Genomic DNA, 21,474 nt, shown 5'->3' on the forward strand with positions numbered 1-21,474 from the left:
CACCCACACCCGCACCTTAAAACTCAAGCTGAGGGAATCGGATTCAATGCCAGGAACGTAAGGCGAGGTTGCGGGTGCGGTTGAGTCGTGGCTGGCCGGGCTGCGTGACCCCGGTGAACGTACGTGAGGGCCACCCTGAGGGAATCTGATTCCCTCAGGGTTCCCCTCACGTACGTTCGCCGGGAGCAGAAGGCTCGGTCGCCAAACGACGCGACCCGAGCCGGCCGCTGCGACCTGATCCAGGCCGCGCCGCCAACCCGGGCCGCGTCGTTGGAAAGCTGCTGAGACTCAGGCGTTGCCGTCGAACAGCGACGTGACCGAGCCGTCCTCGAAGACCTGCTGGATGGCTTCCGCCAGCATCGGGGCGATGGACAGCACCGTCAGTCCCGGGAAGCGCTTTTCTTCCGGGATCGGCAGCGAGTTCGTCACGATGACCTCGCGGGCCTTGCACTGCGAGAGCCGCTCGGTGGCCGGGTCGGAGAGGATGCCGTGGGTGGTCGCGATGACCACGTCCGCCGCGCCCTCCTCGAGCAGTGCCTCGGTGGCCTTCACGATCGTGCCGCCGGTGTCGATCATGTCGTCGATCAGCACGCAGAGCTTGCCTTCGACCTTGCCGACCACGCGGTTGGCGACAGCCTGGTTCGGCTTGTCCGGGTCGCGGGTCTTGTGGATGAACGCGATCGGCCGGTCGCCGAGCTGCTGCGCCCACTTCTCGGCGAGGCGCACGCGGCCCGAGTCCGGCGAAACGACGGTGATGTCCGCGTCGCCGTAGGTCGACTTGATGTGGTCGGCGAGCACCGACTGGGCCAGCAGATGGTCGACCGGGCCGTCGAAGAAGCCCTGGATCTGCGCGGTGTGCAGGTCGACCGTCATGATCCGGTCCGCGCCCGCGGTCTTGAACAGGTCCGCGATGAGCCGCGCCGAGATCGGCTCGCGGCCCTTGTGCTTCTTGTCCTGCCGCGCGTACGGATAGAACGGCATGACCACGGTGATCCGCTTGGCGCTCGCGCGCTTGAGCGCGTCCACCATGATCAGCTGCTCCATCACGTACTCGTTGATGGGCGTGGTGTGCGCCTGGATCACAAACGCGTCGGTACCGCGCACCGACTCCTCGAACCGCACGAACAGCTCGCCGTTGGCGAACGTGTGCGCCGTCTGCGGGGTGATCGTCACGTTGAGGTGCTTGGCGACCTCTTCCGCGAGCTCGTGGTGCGCACGGCCGGAGAAGAGCATCAGATTCTTCTTCGGCGTACCTGACTTCGGACTCATGCTGGCGACTCCCCGTCGGTTCCTGCTGCTGACTCGGACACAACGGTGTCCTGCTGCTGGGCGGCGAGAGCAGCTTCCGCTGCCTCCGCCGCGGGCGTCCCCGGCCTGCGCCGGACCGCCCAGCCTTCGATGGTGCGCTGCGGACCGGCCGACAGCGCCAGTGAACCCGGCGGAACGTCGTCGCGGATGACCGCACCGGCTCCACTGTAAGCGCCGTCCCCGATCCGCACCGGCGCGACCAGCGTGTTGTCCGCCCCAAGCCGGACATGCGAACCGACAACGGTCTGGTGCTTGCTCACCCCGTCGTAGTTCACGAAGACGCTGGAACAGCCGATGTTGCTGTGGTCGCCGACGATCGCGTCGCCTACGTACGTGAGATGTGGCACCTTCGTCCCGGTGCCGATCTGCGCGTTTTTCGTCTCGACGAACGCGCCCAGCTTGCCCTTCGCGCCGAGCTTCGTGCCCGGCCGCAGGTACGTGTACGGACCGACGTTGACGCCGTCGCCCAGCTCAGAGCCCGAACCGTGCACGCGGACCACCGACGCGCCCGCGCCGATCCGCACGTCGGTCAGCGTGGTGTCCGGGCCCACAACGGAGCCCTCGCCGACCGAGCAATGGCCCTTGAGCTGGGTGTTCGGCTCGATCAGCACGTCGCGGGAGAGCGTGACGTCCGCCTCGATCCAGGTGGTGTTCGGGTCGATCACCGTGACGCCTTCGCGCTGCCAGCGGCGCACGATGCGGCGGTTGTACTCGGCGCCGAGCACCGAAAGCTGCACGCGGTCGTTCACGCCCTCGGTGACCCACGGGTCGTCGACCACCAGCGCGCCAACGCCCTTGCCGTCCTCGCGGGCGATGCCGAGGACGTCGGTGAGGTAAAGCTCACCCTGCGCGTTGTCCGTCGACAGCCGCGACAGGCCGTCGATCAGGACAGCCGCGTCGAAGGCGTAGACGCCGGAGTTGATTTCGGTGATCGCACGCTGGTCCGGCGTCGCGTCCTTGTGCTCGACGATCGCGCTGACCGAACCGTCGGCGCCGCGGACGATGCGGCCGTAGCCGGTGGGGTCGGCGACCTCGGCGGTGAGCACGGTGACCGCGTTGCCCGCCTTGGCGTGCTCTGCCCGCAGGGATTCCAGGGTTTCGGTGTCCAGCAGCGGAACGTCGCCGTAGCTGACGACCACAGTGCCGGTGAGTCCTTCCGGCAGCTCGGCCAGCGCGCACGAAACGGCGTGCCCGGTGCCCTTCTGCTCTTCCTGCACGGCAGTGGCGACCTCGCGGCCGAGTGCCTCGCCGACCCGGTCGAGTTCGGCGCGCACGGCGTCGCGGCCGTGTCCGATCACGACCACCAGATGCTGCGGCGCGAGGCCGGCGGCGGCGCGCACTGCGTGTTCCACCAGCGGCCTTCCGGCGATCGGGTGCAACACCTTAGGAGTGGAGGAACGCATGCGGGTGCCCTCACCCGCAGCGAGGATCAGCGTGCTCAGCGGGCCGCTCACGAGTCTCCCAACGATTCACCGGTGCGTTGACGAGCACCAACGATCCTACGTGGGGTCCTCAGCGCTCCACGCGGGGTCGGTCGGAGCCGTTTCCCCAGGCCAGCCGGTCGTGCCGTCGCCAGCCATCGAGTTGGCCGACGCGACCTGGTTGCCACCGCCGCGTTTCGCTTCGTACATCGCCGCATCTGCGCGTGCGAGGACCTGTTCGGCCCGCTCTTGCGGACGCAGCGACACCAAGCCAATGGACAACGTCACACCGTGCGACAGGTGATGCGGCAGTGTCGCGACCGATGTGGCCGCGCGGCCGAGCGCCATCTTCGCCGCCGACGCCGGTGCGCCGGGCAGGAGCACGATGAATTCGTCGCCGCCGTAACGGGCCACCACGTCGTCGCCGCGCAGGGCGTCGCGCAGAGTGCTTGCGACAACACGCAAAACGTTGTCGCCCTCGGCGTGCGACTGCTTGTCGTTGACGCCTTTGAACCCGTCGAGGTCGACCAGCGCGACGGCGAGCGGCTGGGCGTCCGCCGACGACGCGAGCGCGCGCAGCCGTTCGTCGAGCGCGCGGCGGTTCGGCAGGCCGGTGAGCGGATCCTGCAGTGCCTGCTGGGTGATCGCGCCGTGCTCGGCGGAAAGCCGTTCATGCTCGCGGCGCGCGTTCAGCGTGGCGATCTGCGATTCGCGCAGCGCCCACATTTCGGTTTCCAGCGCGGTCGCGTAGTCGATCAAAGACTGGCTCGCGGCTTCCGGGTCGAGCCGGGCGAGCTCGCGGGAGAGAGTGAGCCGCATCGACGGCTGCGAGACGTCCTCGGCCAGCACGTCGCGGGACTCGCGCAGCACCTGCAGCGCGTCGGAGCGGCGGCCGGCCGCGTCGAGACAGCGGGCCAGCGCGATCGCGACCAGCTCCTGCTCGTGCGGGTAGTGGTGGCCGAGATGCATGCCCTGCAACCGTTCGACGTGCTCGGCCGACGGGTCGTGCAGTGCGAGCGCCGCGGCCAGCACGCCGACCTGGTCGACCGCGGACACGCCGATCTTGCGCGGGAACAGCGATTCGGCGAACGGGCCCTCGGCGGCGACCGCCATCGACGCGGCGGTGCGGAACTTCTCCGCCGATTCGTCGTACTGCTCGATCCGCTCGAGCCGGAGACCCCAGCCGAGCAGCATCTTGACCCGGTTCATCAGCTGCAAGGTGATCTCGTGCGGGCTCGCGCTTTCCCGGATCGCCTGGTGCGCGCGGCCGATCACCTCTTCGGCGGCCTCGTAGACGCCGAGCTGGTTGAGCACTATCCAGCAGTCGATGAGTGCCATCGACTGCATGCGGTTCCAGTTGCGGACGCCGACCTGGCGGTCCGGGATCGTGGAGTCGTCGAGGATCGCGAGCGCGCGGGCGATCTCGGTGAGCGCGGCGTCCTCCTGCGCGGCGAGCACCAGCCGACGCCCGCGCAACGCGTGCGCGTCCGCGCGCAGCAGCGAAAGGCCGTGCCGCCGGGTGTGCGCGAGCATCTCGTCGAGCCGGGGCTCCGCTTCGGCCGCGAGACCGCGAGTGACGAGCCGGGAGAACGCGGAGGCGCGCAGCAGCTGGGCGACGAGCGTGGGTTCTCCCCGCCGGAGGGTTTCCTCGAGCAGCTCGTCCATGATCTTGACGATCTCGAGCTGGTTTTCGTGTTCCTGGCGCTGAACGGCCGCGATGAGTTCCCGCGCGCGCCCGACCAGCCACGCGTCCGACATTTCGACCAGGGTCGGGCGACGGGCGCCCGCGGGGTCGCTCGGTTCCTCGCTCAGCCGCCCCCACTCCCATCGCCCTCGCCGGATGTGCAGCTCCGCCGCCAGGATTCGAACCTGAACTGTCAGAACCAAAATCTGAAGTGCTGCCGATTACACTACGGCGGATCGGTCCAGGTCAGGATAGCGATGATCGAGGACGGGGGCGCCAGGAGGGGGAGGCGTGCGCCACAGGGCCGTCCCGGGCATCGGGCAATCGGACTTTTCGGGCCTCCACAGCGCCGGAAACCTCCTGTACCGTAACTTACGACACCGTAGGTAAGGGCACCCTTCGCAAGGGGTTGTGAGAGGAAAGAAGTGAGCGCATGACGGCCACCCTCGATCGTTCTCAGTCAGCGGGCGACCCGCCGAAGGGCCCCAAGCCGATCATCGACGGACAGCGCGGGATCGGCGTTCAGCTGTCGGTGTACTTCGGGGTGCTGCTGCCGATCGTGGCGCTGCTGGTCGCGGTTCCGTTCGCCTGGGGCTGGGGGCTGACCTGGACGGACGTCGCGCTCTTCGTCGTGTTCTACGGGATCAGCGGGCTGGGCATCACCGTCGCCTACCACCGCTACTTCACCCACGGTTCGTTCAAGGCCAAGCCGTGGCTGCGCGTCGTGATGGCGATCGCGGGCAGCATCGCGTTGCAGGGCCCGGTGATCACCTGGGTGGCCGACCACCGGCGCCACCACGCGTTCTCCGACCGCGACGGCGACCCGCACTCGCCGTGGGCGTACGGCACCTCGCCGCTGGCCATCGCCAAGGGTTTCTGGCACGCGCACATGGGCTGGCTGTTCGACCGGGACCAGAGCAACCAGGCGCGGTTCGCGCCGGATCTGGTGAAGGACCCGGCCATCCGCAAGGTCGACGACCTGTTCTGGCTGTGGTCGCTGGTGAGCCTGTTCGGACCGGCGCTGCTGGGCGGCCTGATCTCGTGGTCGTTGTGGGGCGCGGTGACCGCGTTCTTCTGGGCGGGCCTGGTCCGCGTGTGCGTGCTGCACCACGTGACGTGGTCGGTCAACTCGATCTGCCACATGATCGGCGAGCGCCCGTTCGCCGCGCGCGACCGTTCGGCGAACTTCTGGCCGCTGGCGATCTTCTCCTTCGGCGAGTCCTGGCACAACCTGCACCACGCCGACCCGACCTCGGCCCGGCACGGCGTGAAGCGCGGCCAGATCGACATGTCGGCGCGGCTGATCTGGATGTTCGAGAAGTTCGGCTGGGTGCACGACGTCAGGTGGCCGACTCCGCAGCGGCTGGCTCGGATCGCGGCCGAAAGCAAGTAACGGTGGTGAGTGGCAATCCCGGTTCTAACCGGGATTGCCACTCACGACTACCCTGCAGTGAATGGCGGGGAGACGACGGGCGAAACGAGAAGCGGCGGTCACCGGCGCGCGGCCGGCCGCACCGGTCGCCCGGGTGCGCATGACCGGCAGCGAGCGCAGGCAGCAGTTGCTCAACGTGGCACGCGCTTTGTTCGCCGAAAAAGGGTTCGACGGCACCTCGGTCGAGGAGATCGCCGCGCGGGCGAACGTGTCGAAACCGGTTGTCTACGAGCACTTCGGCGGCAAGGAAGGCATTTACGCCGTCGTCGTCGACCGGGAAACGCAGCTGCTGCTCGACCGGATGATCTCGACCCTCCACGGTGGACACCCGCGGGTGATGCTGGAGCAGGCGGCCGTCGCGTTGCTGAGCTACGTCGAGGATTCCCACGACGGTTTCCGGATTCTCGTCCGCGATTCCCCGGTCGCCAGTTCCACCGGCACCTTCTCGACGGTTCTCAACGACATCGCGAGCCAGGTCGAGCACATCCTCGCGCAGCAGTTCGCCGCGCGCGGGTATGAGGAGAAGCTGTCCGCACTTTACGCGCAGGCGCTGGTCGGCATGGTCGCGCTCACCGGGCAGTGGTGGCTGGACGCGCGCAAGCCGAAGCGGGACGAGGTCGCCGCGCATCTGGTGAATCTCGCCTGGAACGGGTTGTCCCACTTGGAGAACAAGCCCCGGTTGCTCGGCTGAGTCCTCAGCTTCCGGACGGCGCGTTGCTCAAATCCACGACGCAGAACAGGTTGCCGTCCGGGTCGGCGAGGACGACGAAGTCCGGCTCGGGCGGGTAATGCGGCCAGTCGACCCTCTGCGCGCCTAGCCCGATGAGCCGTTCCACCTCGGCGCGCTGTTCGTCCGCGGTGTCGGTGTAGAGGTCAAGGTGCAGCCGCGGCAGGGGTTCGGCGGGCGAGTCGCTTCGCATGAGGCCGAGCGCGTGCGCGCCGCCGGGGTGGGCCAGCGTCTTCCACGTCGCGCTCGCCTATTCCGGATCCTCGACAAGCCCGAGCGCCGCGCACCAGAACCGCATCGCGCGTTCGACGTCGGCGACTCCGAGCACCGTTGTCCCGAGTCGCAGCATCAGACCAGTTTTCCTTGCGTGTGCAGGTCGTCCAGGATCAGCTGGACCGTCGCCGACACCTGGTCGCGATCGGCATGGGCGAGCCAGCCGAACGATTCGATCTCGCTGCTCGGCTTCAGTTCGCCGGTGTACTTCGCGGTGTAGCAGGTCATCCGCACCACGACGCCGTCCGCCTTGCCGTGCGCCTGCGCTTCCCAGGTTCCGGCCGGCTGCGCGGAAGCCGGATCCAGCGTCACGCTCAGTTCCTCGGCGATTTCCCGGACCAGCGTCTCGACATCCGACTCGCCCTCCTCGCGTTTCCCGCCGGGCAGGTACCAGGTGTCCTTGCCTGCCGAGCGCGCGGCGAGCAGCTTGCCGTCGACCACGTGCAGCCAGGCGACTTTGTCGATGGAGGGCATGTCCGCCACCCTACCTCCGCGCCCGCCGGTCGAGGTCCGCGAGCAGGATGCGCAGGAGGTCGGCGAGCTGATCGCGCTGCGCCGGGGACAGCGCGGACACCAGGGTTTCCTCGTGCTCCAGCAGGTCTCCGACGGTGCGCTCGATCAGCTCGTGGCCAGCGTCGGTGAGCTCGACGTACACCCCGCGACGGTCCGAAGTGGACTTCACCCGGCGGACGTGCCCGTCGCGTTCGGCACGCGCGGTTTGCTGGGAGATCGCGCCGGGGCTGACCCGGCAGCGTTTCGCGAGTTCGCCCGCGCTGAGCCGGTACGGCGGCCCGGCCCGGCGCAGCGTGCTGAGCAGGGTGCGGGTGGAGGCGTCCATCCCGAGGTCGAGCATCGTCGCGCGCCGGTCGTCCTCCAGCAGTTTCGCGATGTGCCAGATCCGCGTGATCACGCCGATGGACGACACCGGCGTGCCCGGCCGCTCCCGCAGCCACGCCCGCTGAATCTCGTCCACCTCGTCGCTTGACGGGTTTTCCCCGCCGCCGGTACCGTCGTCCACCAGAGGTACTTTAGCAATAAAGGACGTGGGGATGAATCGGGAAGCGGTAGTAACCGGGGGCGGTACCGGAATCGGGTACGCGATCGCCGCGGCGTTTGCCAGGGCGGGCGACCGGGTCACGATCACCGGGCGGCGCGAGGACGTGCTCACCGAGGCGGCGGCGCTGCTCGGCGCGCGTGCGGTGAGCTTCGACGCGAGCGATCCCGAGGCGGTCGAGGCGGCGCGCGACCAGTTGCCCGAACGGATCGACGTGCTGGTGAACAACGCTGGTGGCAACACGGATTTCCTGCACGAAGACGGTCAAGACCTGAAAGCGCTCGACGCTGCCTGGACGGCCAATCTTCGCGCGAACCTGTTCAGCGCGGCGTTCGTGACGACGGCGCTGCGGGACCGGCTCGCCGACAACGGCCGCATCGTCACGATCGGTTCGATCGCCGGGCACACCGGCGCCGAATCGTACGGCTGGGCGAAAGCCGCGGTGGAGGTGTGGAATACCGAAACCGCACGGCAATTCGGGCCGCGCGGGATCACGGCGAACATCGTCGCGCCGGGATTGATCGTGGACACCGAATTCTTCCGCGGGAAACTCTCCGCTGAACGCCAGGAGCGGCTGATCGAGAACACGATGACGAAACGCGCGGGCAAGCCGGAGGACGTCGCCGAGATGGTGCGGTTCCTGGCTTCCCCGGAGGCCGGGCACGTCACCGGCCAGGTCGTGCACGTGAACGGCGGCGCATACGTCGGCTGACCTCAGCCGGGGGTCACGCGCAGCACTTTGTCGTTGCTGCCGTTGGAGGTCGTCACGTACAGCGAGCCGTCGGGTCCGCTTCGGGCCGCGCGCAACCGGCCGAATTTGTCGTTGAATTCCGCGGGCAGCGTCACTCCGGTGACCTTCGCGGCCGCGTCCAGGTGCAGCAGCAGGAGTTTCTGTCCCTTCAGCGCGACCACGACCAGCGCGCCTTCGTTCGCACCCCACTGTTTGCCGGTGAGGAAGGCGTCGCCGCTGGTCGCCTCGGTGATCTGGCCAGTCGTCCACAGTGGACGAACCGCGTCCGGGAACCGCTTGGTGTCGGTCATCGGCACGCTCTCGTCGTAGCTGGGGTCGGTGCCGCCCTTCGACGGATCCCAGCCGTAATTCCCGCCTGGGCGCAGGAGATTCACCTCGTCGTCGAATGCCGGTCCGTGCTCGGAGGTGATCACCTGACCGGTGCCCGGCCGGATCGCGACGCCCTGCACGTTGCGGTGCCCGTAGGTGTAGATCCGGCGTTCGTTCGGGTCGGAGGAGGACAGGAAGGGGTTGCCCGGCACCGGTTCCCCGGTCTTCGCGTTGATCCGCAGCACCTTGCCGCCGAGGCTGTGCCGATCTTGCGCGACCGTGGACCGCGCGGTGTCGCCGGTGCCGACGAGCAGCGCGCCGTCGGGAGCGAGCGTCGGACGGCAGCCGGAATGGCGTCCGCTCGGATTCACCGGCAGCCCGGTCAGCAGGTCGCGCACCTTCGCCGCGCTCGCGCCGTCGTCGGCGAGCCGCCAGGTGACGAGCCGGACGTCCACCGCGCGGCCGTTTTCCTGGTGGGTCTGGCAGGTCGTGAACTCGTGCGAGGTCGCGAAGTCCGCCGCCAGCACCAGACCCATCAGGCCGCCTTCGCCCTGCACGAGGACGTCGGAGAAATTGGCGCGCACGTCGGTCGTCCGGCCGTCGCGGACCAGCGCGAGCTTGCCGGGCCGCTGCGGCACGAGGAGCGAACCGTCGGGAAGGAAGGCGACGTCCCAGGCGTGTTCGAGGCCGTCCGCGACCTCCTGCACGGCGAACCGGCCCTGCTCCGGCTTGGCCGGGGCAGGGGCCGAGGCCGGCGCCGCCGAGCAGGCGGCGAGCAGCAGGACCGAGGCGAGCACCGCGACGAGACGCATGGGTCCAGCATGCCCCGATTCAGCCGCCGGGGCGTACCAATCCGGATTCATACGCGAAGACGACCGCGTGCACCCGGTCGCGCAGCCCGAGCTTGTTCAGCAACCGGCCGACGTGCGTTTTCACCGTCGTCTCGCCGATGAACAGCGTCCCGGCGATCTCGGTGTTCGACAGTCCGCGCGCGATCAGGCCGAGCACGTCCTTCTCGCGTTCGGTCAGCGTCTCCAGTTTCTGCTCGTCCAGCGGCGTCCGGTGTGCGCTGAGATAGCGATCGAGCAGGCGTTTCGTGACCGACGGCGACACCACCGCGTCGCCGCGCAGCACGCCGCGGATCGCCACCAGCATCTCGTCCGACGGCGCGTCCTTGACCAGGAATCCGCTGGCCCCGGCGCGCAGCGCGGAGTAGGCGTACTCGTCGAGGTCGAAGGTCGTGATCACCAGGACCGAGGTGTCCGGCAGTTCAGCGCAGATCTGCGCAGTGGCCGCGACGCCGTCGAGCACCGGCATCCGGACGTCCATCAGCACGAGGTCCGGCCGTCGCGCACGGGCGAGTTCGACGGCTTCCGCGCCGTCGCCCGCCTCGGCGACCACCTCCAGGTCGGGCTGGCTGTCGACGATCATCCGCAGCCCGACGCGCACGAGTTCCTGGTCGTCGCAGATCAGCACGGACGTCATGCGGCGTCCGTCCGCAGCGTGGCCGCCACGCGGTAGCCGCCGTCCGGCAACTCGCCGGTTTCGAGCTTGCCGTGATACATCGCGACGCGCTGCGCCATGCCGGTGAGGCCGCGCCCGGACCCGGGCAGTCCCGCCGCGGCCGGTTGCCGTCCGCCGGAGTTGGTCACCTCGACGCGGATTTCCGGACCGGCGAAGGCGACCCGGACCCGGCCGGTCGCGTCGGGCGGCGCGTGTTTGAGCATGTTGGTCAAGGCCTCCTGGACGATGCGGTACGCCTGAAGCGCGACGCCTGCGGGCAGGTCGGCGATGTCGCCGTCGACTTCGAGGGTGGTGTCGCGGCCGGACTGTGCGACGAGCGTGCGCAACTGGTCGAGCGTCGGCTGCGGAGCGCGTGCGGGTTCGCCAGCATGCATCACTTCTAACAGTCGCCGTAGTTCGGCGAGCGCGGAACGGCCGGTTTTGCTGATGGTGTCGAGCGTACGGTCGACAGCGTCCGGATCGTGATGGCGCGCGAGCTTCGCTCCTTCGGCGTTCAAGACGATCACGCTCATGCTGTGTGCGAGTACGTCGTGAAGCTCGCGCGCGATCCGTGTGCGCTCTTCGGCGACTGAAGCGCGACTGCGCGCTTGTTCCTCGGACGCCGCTAGCTCCGTTCTTAACCGTTCTTCTTCGGACAGTTGCTCCTTCGTGCGGAAGAACGCGCCGAGCGCCCACGCTGCCAGGTACAGCGGCAGTGGGCCGAAGATGGTGAGCGTCGGGTTCAGGGTGTTGGCACCCCAGGTGAATCCCCAGAAAGTGTCCAGGCCGACGACAGCTACCGCGAAGCCGATGAACCATCTGTCGCCCGCTTTGACGAGCGTGTACAGCATGACTGCCATCGCGAGGTCGCTGCGGCCGCGGTCGTACGCCCAGATCTCGTTCGTATAGACGACAGCGACTCCGATGAGGATCAGGAGCGCAACAGTGCGCGGATAGCGGCGACGCACCAACAGCGGCAGCAGGAACAGCATCGACACCATGCGGATCGGCCAGGTCTCCTGATCCGCGATGTTGGGGCCGAAGGCGGCGAAGACGGCGTACAGCGGCAAGTCGAGCAGCCAACGCTGCTTGCGTCCCCACATCACCAGTCCACGCACGAAACGAACGTAACTCGCGCACGTCGTCGCGCGCGTCGTTCCGGAGGATGGCGGTGGTCCTCCGAGCGGACGACTTTTCCCGCCGACCGAGTCGATCCGCGATGACCGAGCCGCTTCCTACCGTACAAAACATGTCGATTACCAGGGAGTTCTTCCGGCATCCGATGCGTACCGGCGCGATCGCCGCCAGCTCGGCACGGCTGGCCGGAGTGATGACTGCCGGGCTGGGCGTCGAAAGCGCGCACAGCGTCGTGGAGCTAGGGCCGGGAACGGGCGTGTTCACCGAAGCGCTGCTTCGCGTCCTTCAGCGCGACGCGCATTTCACCGCGGTCGAAATCAACAGGCACCTCGTACAGGAGCTTCGCGAGCGCTTCCCCTCGCTGCATGTTGCGGAAGGCTCCGCGGAACACGTCGCTGCGTACGTGACCATGCCGGTCGACGTGGTCGTCTCCGGCCTGCCGTGGACAGCCATGCACGCCGCACCACAGGCTGCGGTACTGAATGCCGTCTGCGAAGTGCTGTCGCCACAAGGCCGCTTCACCACCTTCGCGTACGCGCACACCGCGTGGACGCCGCCAGCGCGTCGGTTCGCACGGTTGCTGCGAAGCCGCTTCGCGGTTGTCGAACGCACCAGTGTGGTTTGGCGGAACCTGCCGCCGGCGTACGTGTACCGCGCGGCTTTGCCGGTGCGGTCGGGACTGGACCGCTATGGACAGCCTGCTTCAGCCGCTTCTTGACGCTCCCGCGCCGCTCGTCTACCTGATCTGCGCGCTGGTGATCATGGCCGAGACGGCGCTGCTGCCCGGCATCGTGCTGCCGACGCTGTCCACCTTGCTGCTCATGGGTTTCCTTGTGCAGCGCGGGACTTTACAGCTGTGGCCAGCGCTCACGGTCTGCGTTGTGTCGGCGTTAGCGGGGGATCAGCTCGCGTACTGGGAGGGGCGACTGTGGGGTCCGAAGCTGCGACGGTCGCGCGTAGGGCAGCGGATCGGCGAAGCGAAGTGGGACAAGGCTGAAGCGACCGTCGCGCGTTATGGCGTGCCAGCAGTCGTCATAGGGCGGTGCCTCGCGGGCGTACGCACTCTCGTGCCGCGCGTCGCCGGTTCCGCTGGACTGTCGTACCGACGCTTCTTCGTCGGAAGCGTGTGCGCGGCAGTGCTGTGGGCGGGGGTGGAGCTGACGTTGGGTCAGGTCACCGGGTGGGTCGCGCCTTGAGCAGTTCCGCGGTGGAAGCGTCGGCGGGCAGGAAGGTTTCGAGGCTCAGCTCGGCGACCGTCACGTCGACCGCCGTGGCGAAGTGCGTGATCGCGGTGAGCAGCCGCAGTTCGCCCGCCGAGCTGGACAACTGCAGCGGCACGGCGAACCCGAGGTGGTCGCCGGACGGTTCGCCGGGCGACGGCAGGTAGCCGGTGAGTTCGTCCAGCAACGCCTGATGGCGCGGGTCGGGTCCGTTCGCCAGACCTCGGCGAGGACGTTCGAGCACGTGCTGCGCCCAATCGGCGAAGTTCTGGATCCGCGGCGCCATCCCGCGCGGGTGCAACGCCAGCCGCAGCACGTTGACCGGCGGTTCCAGCAGCTCCGCCGCGACATCCTCGGTGAGCAGGCCGAAGCTGTCGTTCGCCGCGACGAGATCCCCGTAGCGGTTCACGACCAGCGCCGGATACGGCTCGTGCCCGGCGAGCAGCGCACGCAGCGACTCCAGCACCGGTGTCAGCGCGGGGTCGTCCATCCGGGTTTCGGGGTATACCGGCGCGTATCCGGCGGTCAGCAGCAAGGCGTTGCGCTCGCGCAGCGGCAGGCCGAGCGCCTCGGCGACGCGCACCACCATGCCCCGGCCAGGCATCGAACGGCCGCGTTCCATGAAGCTGACGTGGCGCTGCGTCGTCCCGGCTTTCAGCGCGAGGTCGAGCTGGCTGAGCCGACGGCGGGAACGAGCGTCGCGCAAGGCGTCGGCGAACGAAGTGGGCACTGCGCGATTCTGGCCGGTGCTCGTGTCCGCCTGCCATTCCCCGCAGGGAATTGCCGGGACGCCCGGCCGCGCTGGATCGTCGGCGGCGTGGAATTCGGACTTCTTCTTCCTGCCGGACAGGCACAGCTCGAAGCAGGCGGCACCCCGCGTGCCCTCGTCGCATTGGCCCGCGAAGCCGAACGGCTCGGATTCGCGTCGATCTGGGCCGGTGACTCGCTTTCCCGTCCCCGGATCGAACCGCTCACCCTGCTCACCGCGGTCGCGCAGGCCACCGAACGCGTCACCGTCGGCACTGCCGTGCTGCTGCCCGCACACCGCAATCCGGTGCAGACCGCGATGACGCTCGCGTCCGTCGACCTGATCTCCGAAGGACGGCTGGCGGTCGGCGTCGGTGCGGGTTTCCCCGGCTTCAGCGAGCGGGAGTTCGAGCTGGCCGGGGTCGATTTCCGGACACGGTTCTCGCATCTGGACGACGTCGTCACGCTCTGGCGTGAGCTGTGGACCGGGCAGCCGCAGTCGTTCCACGGCAAGGTGCTGCACTACGACTGGCTGCCGCCGGCGGTCCGGCCCGCGCGCCCCGGCGGTCCGCCGATCTGGCTGGGCGGCGCGACACCGGCCGCGCTCCGCCGAACCGCGCTGCATTACGACGGCTGGCTCCCGTATCCGCCGGACCCCGCGGACTACGCGTCCGGCCTCGCGACGATCCGCGCAGCCAGCGATCGTCCGGTCACGCCGTCGCTGTTCCTGACGGTCTACGTCGACCCTGACCCGCGCCGCGGCCGTCGCGTTCTGGAGGACTACGCGCAGGCGACCTACCGGCGGTCGTTGGCGCAGATCAGCACCATCCAGGCGACCGTGACCGGTCCGATCTCGGAAGTCGCGGCGACGGTGCGCCGCTACGCCGAGGCCGGAGCGGAGCACGTGCTGCTGCGCGTCGGCTCCCTCGAACCCGGCGCGGTCGAGCAGCAGCTGCCCCTGTTGGCGGAGATGATCGCCGGGGAGCGAAAACTTGTCGGTGCCGCGACGTAGGCTGGGATGGTGACCGACGCTGTACTGTCCGGACTCCTCCAAGCCATCCTTCCCGACCCGGCGCTGCGCGGCGTTGTCGAGCGCGCCGGCGCCCCACTGCTCGAACTGCAAGGCGCTGTCGCCGTACGGCAGCTCGTGGCCGCCGCGCTGGCCGAAGACCCCGAGCGCGGCGGCGCGGGCCGTCCGGTGCTGGCCGTCACCGCCACCGGACGCGAGGCCGACGAGCTCACCGCGTCGCTCGGCGCGCTGCTCGGCCCGGATCGCGTGGCCGACTTCCCGTCCTGGGAGACGCTGCCGCACGAGCGCCTTTCGCCGCGCGCGGACACGGTCGGGCGGCGGCTGGAAGTGCTGCACCGGCTGCACACCGGAGACGACGAACTGCGGGTCGTGGTCGCGACCGTGCGCAGCCTCATCCAGCCGATGGCCCCCGGGCTCGGCTCGCTCGCGCCGATCGACCTGGTCGTCGGCGAGGAACAGAGCTTCGAGGACCTGCTCGAACGGCTTGTCGAGCTGGCGTACACGCGCGTGGACATGGTCGAGAAGCGCGGCGAGTTCGCGGTCCGCGGCGGCATCCTCGACCTGTTCGGGCCCACCGCGCAGCATCCGGTCCGCGTCGAGTTCTGGGGCGACGAGGTCAGCGAGATCCGCGCGTTCGCGGTGTCCGACCAGCGCTCGCTGCCCGGCGAGATCCAGCGGGTCACCGCGCCGCCGTGCCGCGAGCTGCTGCTCACGCCGGACGTCAAGGAGCGCGCGGCGGAGCTAGCCACCACGTACGAGGCCGACGCGCACCTGGCCGAAATGCTCACCAAGCTGTCCGGCGGCGTCCCGGTCGAGGGCATGGAGGCGCTCATCCCGGTCCTCTGCGAGGGCGAGCTGGCCCTGCTCACCGACGCGATGCCGCAGGGCAGTCACGTGCTGCTGGCCGATCCGGAGAAGATCCGCGCCCGCGCGGCCGACCTCGTCCGCACCGGGCAGGAGTTCCTCGAGGCCTCCTGGACCACCGCCGCGGCGGGCGGGCAGGCCCCGATCGACCTCGGCGCGTCGGCGTACCGCGATCTGGCCGAGATCGCGTCGCACGCGCAGGAGACGAAGCGCCCGTGGTGGACGCTCACCCAGCTGACCAGCGAAGACCCGGATGTCTACCGCGTCGGCATCGAGCCCGCGCCCGCCTACCGGGGCGAGCTGGAACGCGCGATGACCGACCTGCGCGCGCACCTCGCGTCCGGCGGCACCGGCGTGCTCGTCGTCGCCGGGCAGGGCACCGCCAGCCGCGCGGTCGAGCAGCTGATGGCCGCCGAGGTCCCGGCGAAACACGTCGAGGTGCTCGCCGACGTGCCGCCGGCCGGGGTCGTCACGGTCACCTGCGGCGGGCTCGCGGAGGGCTTCGTCTCGCCGGAGCGCGCGCTCGTGGTGCTGTCCGAGGCCGACCTGACCGGCCGCGGCGCCACCGCCGGATCGTCCACAAAGGACTTGAACACCAAGATGCCGTCGCGCCGCCGCGGCGCGGTCGACCCGCTGGCGCTCAAGGCGGGCGACTACGTGGTGCACGACCAGCACGGCATCGGCCGGTTCGTGGAGATGGTGCAGCGCACGGTCGCCGGCGCGACGCGCGAGTACCTGCTGCTGGAGTACGCGTCGTCCAAGCGCGGTCAACCCGGGGACAGGCTGTTCGTGCCCACCGATCAGCTCGACGAGGTGTCCCGCTACGTCGGCGGCGAACTGCCCACGCTCAACAAGCTCGGCGGCTCGGACTGGAAGAACACCAAGGCACGGGCCAAAAAGGCGGTCAAGGAGATCGCCGCGGAACTGGTGCAGCTCTACGCCGCCCGGCAAGCCGCGCCCGGGCACGCGTTCGGCGCGGACACGCCGTGGCAGTCCGAGCTGGAAGACGCCTTCCCCTTCACCGAGACCAACGACCAGCTCGCGGCCATCGACGAGGTCAAGTCGGACATGGAACGCGGCGTCCCGATGGACCGGGTGATCTGCGGCGACGTCGGCTACGGCAAGACCGAGATCGCGGTGCGCGCGGCGTTCAAGGCGGTGCAGGACGGCAAGCAGGTGGCCGTGCTGGTGCCGACCACGCTGCTCGCGCAGCAGCACCTGAACACGTTCACCGAGCGCATGCGGTCGTTCCCGGTCACCATCAAGGGCCTTTCGCGGTTCACGCACAAGGCCGAATCGGACCGGATCCTCGAACAGCTCGCCGACGGCGAGGTCGACATCGTCATCGGCACGCACCGGCTGCTGCAGACCGGCATCCGCTACAAGGACCTCGGCCTCGTGATCGTCGACGAGGAACAGCGGTTCGGCGTGGAGCACAAGGAACACATCAAGGCGCTGCGCACGCACGTCGACGTGCTGACCATGTCGGCGACGCCGATCCCGCGCACGCTCGAGATGTCGCTGGCGGGCATCCGCGAGATGTCGACCATCCTCACCCCGCCGGAAGACCGCCACCCGATCCTGACCTACGTCGGCGCGTACGACGACAAGCAGGTCGGCGCCGCGGTCCGGCGCGAGCTGCTGCGCGACGGCCAGGTGTTCTACGTGCACAACCGGGTGTCGTCGATCGAGAAGGCGGCGAAACGGATCCGCGAGCTGGTGCCGGAGGCGCGCGTCGTCACCGCGCACGGGCAGATGAACGAGGACAAGCTCGAAAAGATCATCCAGGGCTTCTGGGAGAACGAGTACGACGTCCTCGTCTGCACCACGATCGTCGAGACCGGCCTGGACATCTCCAACGCCAACACGCTGATCGTGGAACGCGGCGACATGCTCGGCCTCGCCCAGCTGCACCAGCTGCGCGGCCGGGTCGGGCGCGGACGCGAACGCGGGTACGCGTACTTCCTGTACCCGCCGGAAGCGCCGCTCACCGAAACCGCGCACGACCGGCTCGCCACCATCGCGCAGAACACCGAACTCGGCGCGGGCATGGCGGTCGCGATGAAGGACCTCGAAATCCGCGGCGCGGGCAACATCCTGGGCGCGGAACAGTCCGGGCACATCGCGGGCGTCGGATTCGACCTGTACGTCCGGCTCGTCGGCGAAGCGGTCGAGGCCTTCCGGCGGCACGCGGGCGCGGAGCCGGCGGAGGACGAGGAACTGGCCGAAGTCCGCGTCGACCTGCCCGTGGACGCGCACATCCCGCACGACTACGTCCCCGGCGAACGGCTGCGGCTGGAGGCGTACCGCAAGATCGCCTCAGCCCCGGACACTGCGGCCCTCGACGCGGTACGCGAGGAACTGGTCGACCGCTACGGCCAGCCACCCGCCCCGGTCACCCGGCTGCTCGCAGTCGCAGCGTTCCGGCACGCCTGCCGCGCCGCAGGCGTCACCGAGGTCGCGGCACAAGGCAACACGATCCGGTTCGCCCCGCTGCCGTTGATGGACTCGCAGCTGGTGCGGCTGAAACGCTTGTACCCCAAGGCGTTGTACAAGGCGATCACCAACACGGTGTCGGTGCCGAAGCCGACCGAAGGCCCAGCAGGCGGCCGAATGGGCGCGCCGGTGCTGCGGGACCAGGAACTGCTCGACTGGTGCACGAAGCTGTTGGCGCAGTTGACGAAAACCCCAGCCGCGGTGTGAGCGCTGCGGCGTGCCTCGCCTGATCCGCCGCCGCTGCCCGCGGCGGTCTCGATGGCGAGGCACCGCCGCGGCACTCGGGCTCCCGAACCGCGGACGTACCCCGAGCGGTTTCCGTGGCGAGGTGCCGCCGCTCTGGCCGCGGCGTGCTTTCCGTGGCCAGGCGTCAGCTAGCCGAAACCCCGGCGGTTGCGCCGTGGCCAGCCGCAGCGCCGCGTCCTCCTGCGGCGTAGGCAGTGCCCCGCAGCCGGACATCGGCAACGGCCGTGGCACCCGGGCCCCCGAACCGTCGCCGCGAGCCTGGCCCACCGTGCTGCCGTACAAAGTGGGCGCGCGCGGCGGTTTCCGTGGCGAGGTTCTGCCGCTCTGGCCGCGACGTGCTTTCCGTGGCCAAGCGTCAGCTAGCCGAGCAGACCTCGAACCCCGGTGGTTGCGCCGTGGGCAGCCGCAGTGCCGCTTCCTCCTGTGGCGTAGGCAGCGCCCCGCAGCCGGACATTGGCAACGGCCGTGGATGTCGCGGCACCCGGGCTCCCGAACCGCCGCCGCGGCCCGGATACACGAGCAGTCCGCGTTCCGGATCCGGCACCGCGTCGAGGGCGGCGGTCACCGCGGGCAGGTGCCGGAAGCGATCTCGTGCCTGCTCCGACGCGAACTCGATCTCCAGCGTCACGCCCCAGCGATGGACGTGCCACGTCCACTGCTCGGCGCCGTGGGTCAGCGCGGCCTCGGTCAGACGGTCGCCGTGAGCACGTTGCCACGCGCTCGCCGCGAAGGCCCCGTCGAGGACTTCGATCGACAACCAAGAGTCCATATGTCGACAATAGCCCGCTGAATGCCTCGATGGTGTTGCGTTTCGAGGCCATGTGAGAGGGTAGGGCCTGTGATGCGGATCATGGGGCGCCGCCGTGCGCTGGGCGCCGTTCTCGCCGGAGCTTTCCTCCTCGCCGGATGCGGTACCGGCCCCAGTCAGGTGGGCATGGCCGCGGTCGTCGACGGTCAGGTCACCACCATCGACCAGGTTCAGGCGCTGCTCGACCGCGCCGTGCAGGAGCAGCCGTACGCCCGGCAGCTCGCGTCGCGGCACCAGCTCGACCTTGTCGGGCGCGAGATCGTCCGGCAGACGCTGCTGCACGAGGTCGTCGTTAAGGCCGCGCAGAAGGAAGGCATTGCCGTCGACGAGGCCACCGTCAGCGAGGCCATGCAACAAGATCCGCTCGCGTCGCCGGTGCCCGAGGCCGTCACGCAGGACCAGTCCGCGGCGGTCACCCAGCTCGTCTGGCGGCTGCGCGATCACCGCGAGGCCATCACCGACCAGTACCTGCAGCAGCGGATCGCGCTGAAGTACCTCCCGACGCTCTCGGTGAACTTCGACTACACCAGCATCGGCGCGCCGACCTCGGAGAGCCAGGCCCCGTCGATCGACCCGAAGGCCGCGCGCAGCCAGGCCATCGCCAAGGCCGAGGAGTACGCGAGCGACCCGGGCAAGATCCAGGCCGACATCCAGAGCGGCGCGCAGGGCAACGTGGGCCAGCAGGCTCCCGCGCTGTCGTCGCCGCAGGACGCCGCGACCGTGCTGTTCGGCGTGCCCGCGAACACCGCGATCGCGTTCCAGCCGAACCCGGCGAGCGCGCCGACCTGGTGGGTCACCGCCGTGGTGCGGAAGCGGACGACGGACGCGAAGGTCGCCACCGACCAGGTCCAGCAGCCGACCGCGGCTCAGCTGGGTGCGATCGGCGTGCGGATGCTCCAGCCGTACGTTGGCAACGTGGACTTCAAAATCAACCCGCGCTACGGCGTATGGGACGCAGTCGGCATGAACCTCGCCCCCAGCGCGGCCGAGGTGACGGGCGTGGCCGTGCCGCTGCACGGCGGTGCCCCGGCGCAGCAGTGACCGGCACGGTAATCCTCGTCCGCGGCGCGACCCTGCCCGCGGCCGCTCTGCCCCTGCTTCGCACCAGTGCCGTGTACGCCGCGACCGACGTCGACCCTGCGCAGTTCAGTGTCCCGCCGGTCGGCGAGTCCTTCGCGGACATCGTGCTGCTAGCCGCTTCCCGCACCGAACCGACCGCGGCCGCCATGCTCGCCGCCGGCGCACGGTTGATCGAAACCCCTGTGCCCCCGCTCGTCGAAGCGGTCGAGGTCATGGACCGCCTGCGCTCACCCGGCGGCTGCCCGTGGGACGCCCGGCAGACGCACGAATCCCTCCGCCAGTACCTGGTCGAGGAAACGTACGAACTGCTGGAAGCCATCGAGGACAACGACCGCGCGGCCCTGCGCGAGGAACTGGGCGATGTCCTGCTGCAGGTCTTGTTCCACGCCCGGGTAGCCGCCGAACACGGCCGCGCGCCCTTCACCATCGACGACGTGGCCAGCGACCTGGTGGACAAACTGGTAGGCCGCCACCCCAACGTCTTCGCCGACGCGGCCCGCATCGCCTCGGCGGAGCACCAGGAACTGAAGTGGGAAGAGCTGAAACAGGCCGAGAAGCAACGCAAGTCCATTGTGGACGGTGTCGCACTGGGCCAGCCCGCGGTCGCCCTGGCCGGAAAACTGGGCCAGCGCAGCGGCCGGGCAGGCATCCCGCTGGACCTGTTCCCGCAAGACTCCTCGGCCCCAGCCCAACTCTTCCGAACAGCAGCCACCGCCCGCCGAGGCGGCTTGGACCCCGAAGGAGAACTGCGGGCAGTGGCGAAGCAGTTCGCCCGCGACATCCGCGCGGCGGAGACGGCCGCCCGGAAAGCCGGAGTCGAACCGACGACGCTGGAGGCTGAGGGCTGGCGAAAGTTCTGGCCTTCGGCTTGAGCCGATTTCGCTGCGCTGCTTGAGTTTTTGCGGCGCGGGCGTGATTGACGACCGGCGGGTTTGCCGGGGGATTTGGCGCTCGGCTTGCTTTCTCCTGGGCGCGATGGGTGTCTGGTGCGCGGCTTGCTTTCCTCAGGGCCTGCTGCGATCCTCGCCCGTGCCGTGCCGTGCCGTGCCGTGCCGTGCCGTGCCGTGCCGTGCCGTGCCGGCTGCTCATGCCCCTTGCCCGGAGTCCGCGAGTGCCGACGCGGCTTCCAACCGGCCAACACTCCCGAGAACCCAGCCGTGCGGTGCCAGCCCACAGCCCTGCGCGCCCTCTGCTCGCGCGCATCCCACGCACCCGCGCTCACCTGCGCCGTTGCGACCACCAGCCTTTCCCCAGCCGCACCGCCCGTGCCAAAGCTCCCCCTCAACCCCGCACGCCATTCCGGCGTCTCGCACTTCGGCCGCCCCCCGCCGAATAGCCACCCTCACTCGAACGACGGAGCCCCGCCCCATCCACCCACACCCCC

The 21,474-nt window shown here is 69.4% G+C and carries 20 protein-coding genes and 1 tRNA gene; 9 read left to right on the forward strand and 12 right to left on the reverse strand.

Annotated features, from left to right (window positions below; translation table 11 throughout):
- Positions 1 to 288: 288 nt before the first annotated feature.
- The 4 genes from EIZ45_RS31450 to EIZ45_RS31465 form a co-directional block, all read right to left on the reverse strand.
- Positions 289 to 1,269, reverse strand: coding sequence for a ribose-phosphate diphosphokinase (locus tag EIZ45_RS31450; protein ID WP_037820198.1), 981 nt, complete (start codon positions 1,267 to 1,269; stop codon positions 289 to 291).
- The gene (gene glmU / locus EIZ45_RS31455) at positions 1,266 to 2,762 is read right to left on the reverse strand and encodes a bifunctional UDP-N-acetylglucosamine diphosphorylase/glucosamine-1-phosphate N-acetyltransferase GlmU (protein ID WP_134667529.1); all 1,497 of its coding nucleotides are present in this window, start codon (positions 2,760 to 2,762) and stop codon (positions 1,266 to 1,268) included. The genes EIZ45_RS31450 and glmU overlap by 4 nt, the downstream gene beginning before the upstream one ends.
- Positions 2,763 to 2,807: 45 nt before the next feature.
- Complete coding sequence (locus EIZ45_RS31460) at positions 2,808 to 4,487, reverse strand: diguanylate cyclase (RefSeq protein WP_134667528.1); 1,680 nt, start codon at positions 4,485 to 4,487, stop codon at positions 2,808 to 2,810.
- A gap of 90 nt (positions 4,488 to 4,577) precedes the next feature.
- Positions 4,578 to 4,649 (reverse strand) — tRNA-Gln (locus EIZ45_RS31465).
- 197 nt (positions 4,650 to 4,846) lie between these two features.
- On the opposite strand from EIZ45_RS31465, the gene EIZ45_RS31470 reads away from it, so the two are divergent.
- Together EIZ45_RS31470 and EIZ45_RS31475 are read left to right on the forward strand one after the other, a co-directional pair.
- A complete protein-coding gene (locus EIZ45_RS31470) occupies positions 4,847 to 5,806 on the forward strand; it encodes an acyl-CoA desaturase (protein ID WP_037820201.1) in 960 nt (319 codons plus the stop codon).
- 139 nt (positions 5,807 to 5,945) lie between these two features.
- The gene (locus EIZ45_RS31475; protein WP_134667546.1) at positions 5,946 to 6,536 is read left to right on the forward strand and encodes a TetR/AcrR family transcriptional regulator; all 591 of its coding nucleotides are present in this window, start codon (positions 5,946 to 5,948) and stop codon (positions 6,534 to 6,536) included.
- 4 nt (positions 6,537 to 6,540) lie between these two features.
- On the opposite strand, the gene EIZ45_RS47040 is transcribed toward EIZ45_RS31475, so the two are convergent.
- The 3 genes from EIZ45_RS47040 to EIZ45_RS31490 form a co-directional block, all read right to left on the reverse strand.
- Positions 6,541 to 6,801, reverse strand: coding sequence for a VOC family protein (locus tag EIZ45_RS47040; RefSeq protein ID WP_255443566.1), 261 nt, complete (start codon positions 6,799 to 6,801; stop codon positions 6,541 to 6,543).
- Between the two features lie 119 nt (positions 6,802 to 6,920).
- The gene (locus tag EIZ45_RS31485) at positions 6,921 to 7,319 is read right to left on the reverse strand and encodes an NUDIX domain-containing protein (RefSeq protein WP_167756606.1); all 399 of its coding nucleotides are present in this window, start codon (positions 7,317 to 7,319) and stop codon (positions 6,921 to 6,923) included.
- A 10-nt stretch (positions 7,320 to 7,329) separates the two neighbouring features.
- The gene (locus EIZ45_RS31490) at positions 7,330 to 7,863 is read right to left on the reverse strand and encodes a MarR family winged helix-turn-helix transcriptional regulator (RefSeq protein WP_134667526.1); all 534 of its coding nucleotides are present in this window, start codon (positions 7,861 to 7,863) and stop codon (positions 7,330 to 7,332) included.
- A 31-nt stretch (positions 7,864 to 7,894) separates the two neighbouring features.
- On the opposite strand from EIZ45_RS31490, the gene EIZ45_RS31495 reads away from it, so the two are divergent.
- Complete coding sequence (locus EIZ45_RS31495) at positions 7,895 to 8,611, forward strand: SDR family NAD(P)-dependent oxidoreductase (protein WP_134667525.1); 717 nt, start codon at positions 7,895 to 7,897, stop codon at positions 8,609 to 8,611.
- Between the two features lie 2 nt (positions 8,612 to 8,613).
- On the opposite strand, the gene EIZ45_RS31500 is transcribed toward EIZ45_RS31495, so the two are convergent.
- The 3 genes from EIZ45_RS31500 to EIZ45_RS31510 are packed head-to-tail and all read right to left on the reverse strand — an operon-like array spanning position 8,614 to position 11,565.
- Positions 8,614 to 9,771 (reverse strand): sorbosone dehydrogenase family protein, encoded by a 1,158-nt coding sequence (locus tag EIZ45_RS31500; protein ID WP_134667524.1) that lies wholly within the window; start codon positions 9,769 to 9,771, stop codon positions 8,614 to 8,616.
- A gap of 19 nt (positions 9,772 to 9,790) precedes the next feature.
- Entirely contained in the window at positions 9,791 to 10,444 is a 654-nt protein-coding gene (locus tag EIZ45_RS31505; RefSeq protein WP_134667523.1) for a response regulator transcription factor, read from the reverse strand.
- Positions 10,441 to 11,565: a sensor histidine kinase gene (locus tag EIZ45_RS31510; RefSeq protein ID WP_134667545.1), complete on the reverse strand. Its 1,125-nt coding sequence runs from the start codon at positions 11,563 to 11,565 to the stop codon at positions 10,441 to 10,443. The genes EIZ45_RS31505 and EIZ45_RS31510 overlap by 4 nt, the downstream gene beginning before the upstream one ends.
- A gap of 116 nt (positions 11,566 to 11,681) precedes the next feature.
- Between EIZ45_RS31510 and EIZ45_RS31515 the strand changes: the two genes are divergently transcribed.
- On the forward strand, positions 11,682 to 12,317 hold the full coding sequence (locus EIZ45_RS31515; RefSeq protein ID WP_134667522.1) for a methyltransferase domain-containing protein: 636 nt from the start codon (positions 11,682 to 11,684) through the stop codon (positions 12,315 to 12,317).
- On the forward strand, positions 12,289 to 12,795 hold the full coding sequence (locus tag EIZ45_RS31520; protein WP_134667521.1) for a DedA family protein: 507 nt from the start codon (positions 12,289 to 12,291) through the stop codon (positions 12,793 to 12,795). The genes EIZ45_RS31515 and EIZ45_RS31520 overlap by 29 nt, the downstream gene beginning before the upstream one ends.
- On the opposite strand, the gene EIZ45_RS31525 is transcribed toward EIZ45_RS31520, so the two are convergent.
- Positions 12,773 to 13,549 (reverse strand): helix-turn-helix transcriptional regulator, encoded by a 777-nt coding sequence (locus tag EIZ45_RS31525; protein WP_134667520.1) that lies wholly within the window; start codon positions 13,547 to 13,549, stop codon positions 12,773 to 12,775. The genes EIZ45_RS31520 and EIZ45_RS31525 overlap by 23 nt on opposite strands.
- Before the next feature lie 87 nt (positions 13,550 to 13,636).
- Between EIZ45_RS31525 and EIZ45_RS31530 the strand changes: the two genes are divergently transcribed.
- Together EIZ45_RS31530 and mfd are read left to right on the forward strand one after the other, a co-directional pair.
- A complete protein-coding gene (locus EIZ45_RS31530; RefSeq protein WP_134667519.1) occupies positions 13,637 to 14,578 on the forward strand; it encodes an LLM class flavin-dependent oxidoreductase in 942 nt (313 codons plus the stop codon).
- Between the two features lie 6 nt (positions 14,579 to 14,584).
- Positions 14,585 to 18,163: a transcription-repair coupling factor gene (gene mfd, locus EIZ45_RS31535; RefSeq protein WP_167756607.1), complete on the forward strand. Its 3,579-nt coding sequence runs from the start codon at positions 14,585 to 14,587 to the stop codon at positions 18,161 to 18,163.
- 394 nt (positions 18,164 to 18,557) lie between these two features.
- On the opposite strand, the gene EIZ45_RS31540 is transcribed toward mfd, so the two are convergent.
- Positions 18,558 to 18,971: a hypothetical protein gene (locus tag EIZ45_RS31540; protein ID WP_134667518.1), complete on the reverse strand. Its 414-nt coding sequence runs from the start codon at positions 18,969 to 18,971 to the stop codon at positions 18,558 to 18,560.
- A gap of 81 nt (positions 18,972 to 19,052) precedes the next feature.
- On the opposite strand from EIZ45_RS31540, the gene EIZ45_RS31545 reads away from it, so the two are divergent.
- Both EIZ45_RS31545 and EIZ45_RS31550 read left to right on the forward strand, forming a co-directional pair.
- Complete coding sequence (locus EIZ45_RS31545) at positions 19,053 to 20,051, forward strand: hypothetical protein (RefSeq protein ID WP_336162092.1); 999 nt, start codon at positions 19,053 to 19,055, stop codon at positions 20,049 to 20,051.
- Positions 20,048 to 20,962, forward strand: a complete 915-nt coding sequence (locus EIZ45_RS31550; protein ID WP_043836545.1) for a MazG family protein — start codon at positions 20,048 to 20,050, stop codon at positions 20,960 to 20,962. The genes EIZ45_RS31545 and EIZ45_RS31550 overlap by 4 nt, the downstream gene beginning before the upstream one ends.
- Positions 20,963 to 21,474: the final 512 nt, after the last annotated feature.

Source organism: Amycolatopsis sp. CFH S0740, assembly GCF_004522315.1.
GTDB classification, from domain to species: domain Bacteria; phylum Actinomycetota; class Actinomycetes; order Mycobacteriales; family Pseudonocardiaceae; genus Amycolatopsis; species Amycolatopsis nivea.

Excerpts from the sequence above, each read along its gene's own strand:
- mfd (WP_167756607.1), top strand. The coding sequence starts at position 14,585 with ATGGTGACCGACGCTGTACTGTCCGGACTCCTCCAAGCCATCCTTCCC.
- EIZ45_RS31460 (WP_134667528.1), bottom strand. The coding sequence starts at position 4,487 with ATGTCGGACGCGTGGCTGGTCGGGCGCGCGCGGGAACTCATCGCGGCC.
- EIZ45_RS31500 (WP_134667524.1), bottom strand. The coding sequence starts at position 9,771 with ATGCGTCTCGTCGCGGTGCTCGCCTCGGTCCTGCTGCTCGCCGCCTGC.
- EIZ45_RS31510 (WP_134667545.1), bottom strand. The coding sequence starts at position 11,565 with ATGTGGGGACGCAAGCAGCGTTGGCTGCTCGACTTGCCGCTGTACGCC.
- EIZ45_RS31495 (WP_134667525.1), top strand. The coding sequence starts at position 7,895 with ATGAATCGGGAAGCGGTAGTAACCGGGGGCGGTACCGGAATCGGGTAC.
- EIZ45_RS31450 (WP_037820198.1), bottom strand. The coding sequence starts at position 1,269 with ATGAGTCCGAAGTCAGGTACGCCGAAGAAGAATCTGATGCTCTTCTCC.
- EIZ45_RS31475 (WP_134667546.1), top strand. The coding sequence starts at position 5,946 with ATGACCGGCAGCGAGCGCAGGCAGCAGTTGCTCAACGTGGCACGCGCT.
- EIZ45_RS31520 (WP_134667521.1), top strand. The coding sequence starts at position 12,289 with ATGGACAGCCTGCTTCAGCCGCTTCTTGACGCTCCCGCGCCGCTCGTC.
- EIZ45_RS31545 (WP_336162092.1), top strand. The coding sequence starts at position 19,053 with ATGGGGCGCCGCCGTGCGCTGGGCGCCGTTCTCGCCGGAGCTTTCCTC.
- EIZ45_RS31470 (WP_037820201.1), top strand. The coding sequence starts at position 4,847 with ATGACGGCCACCCTCGATCGTTCTCAGTCAGCGGGCGACCCGCCGAAG.
- EIZ45_RS31540 (WP_134667518.1), bottom strand. The coding sequence starts at position 18,971 with ATGGACTCTTGGTTGTCGATCGAAGTCCTCGACGGGGCCTTCGCGGCG.
- EIZ45_RS31485 (WP_167756606.1), bottom strand. The coding sequence starts at position 7,319 with ATGCCCTCCATCGACAAAGTCGCCTGGCTGCACGTGGTCGACGGCAAG.
- EIZ45_RS31515 (WP_134667522.1), top strand. The coding sequence starts at position 11,682 with ATGACCGAGCCGCTTCCTACCGTACAAAACATGTCGATTACCAGGGAG.
- EIZ45_RS31505 (WP_134667523.1), bottom strand. The coding sequence starts at position 10,444 with ATGACGTCCGTGCTGATCTGCGACGACCAGGAACTCGTGCGCGTCGGG.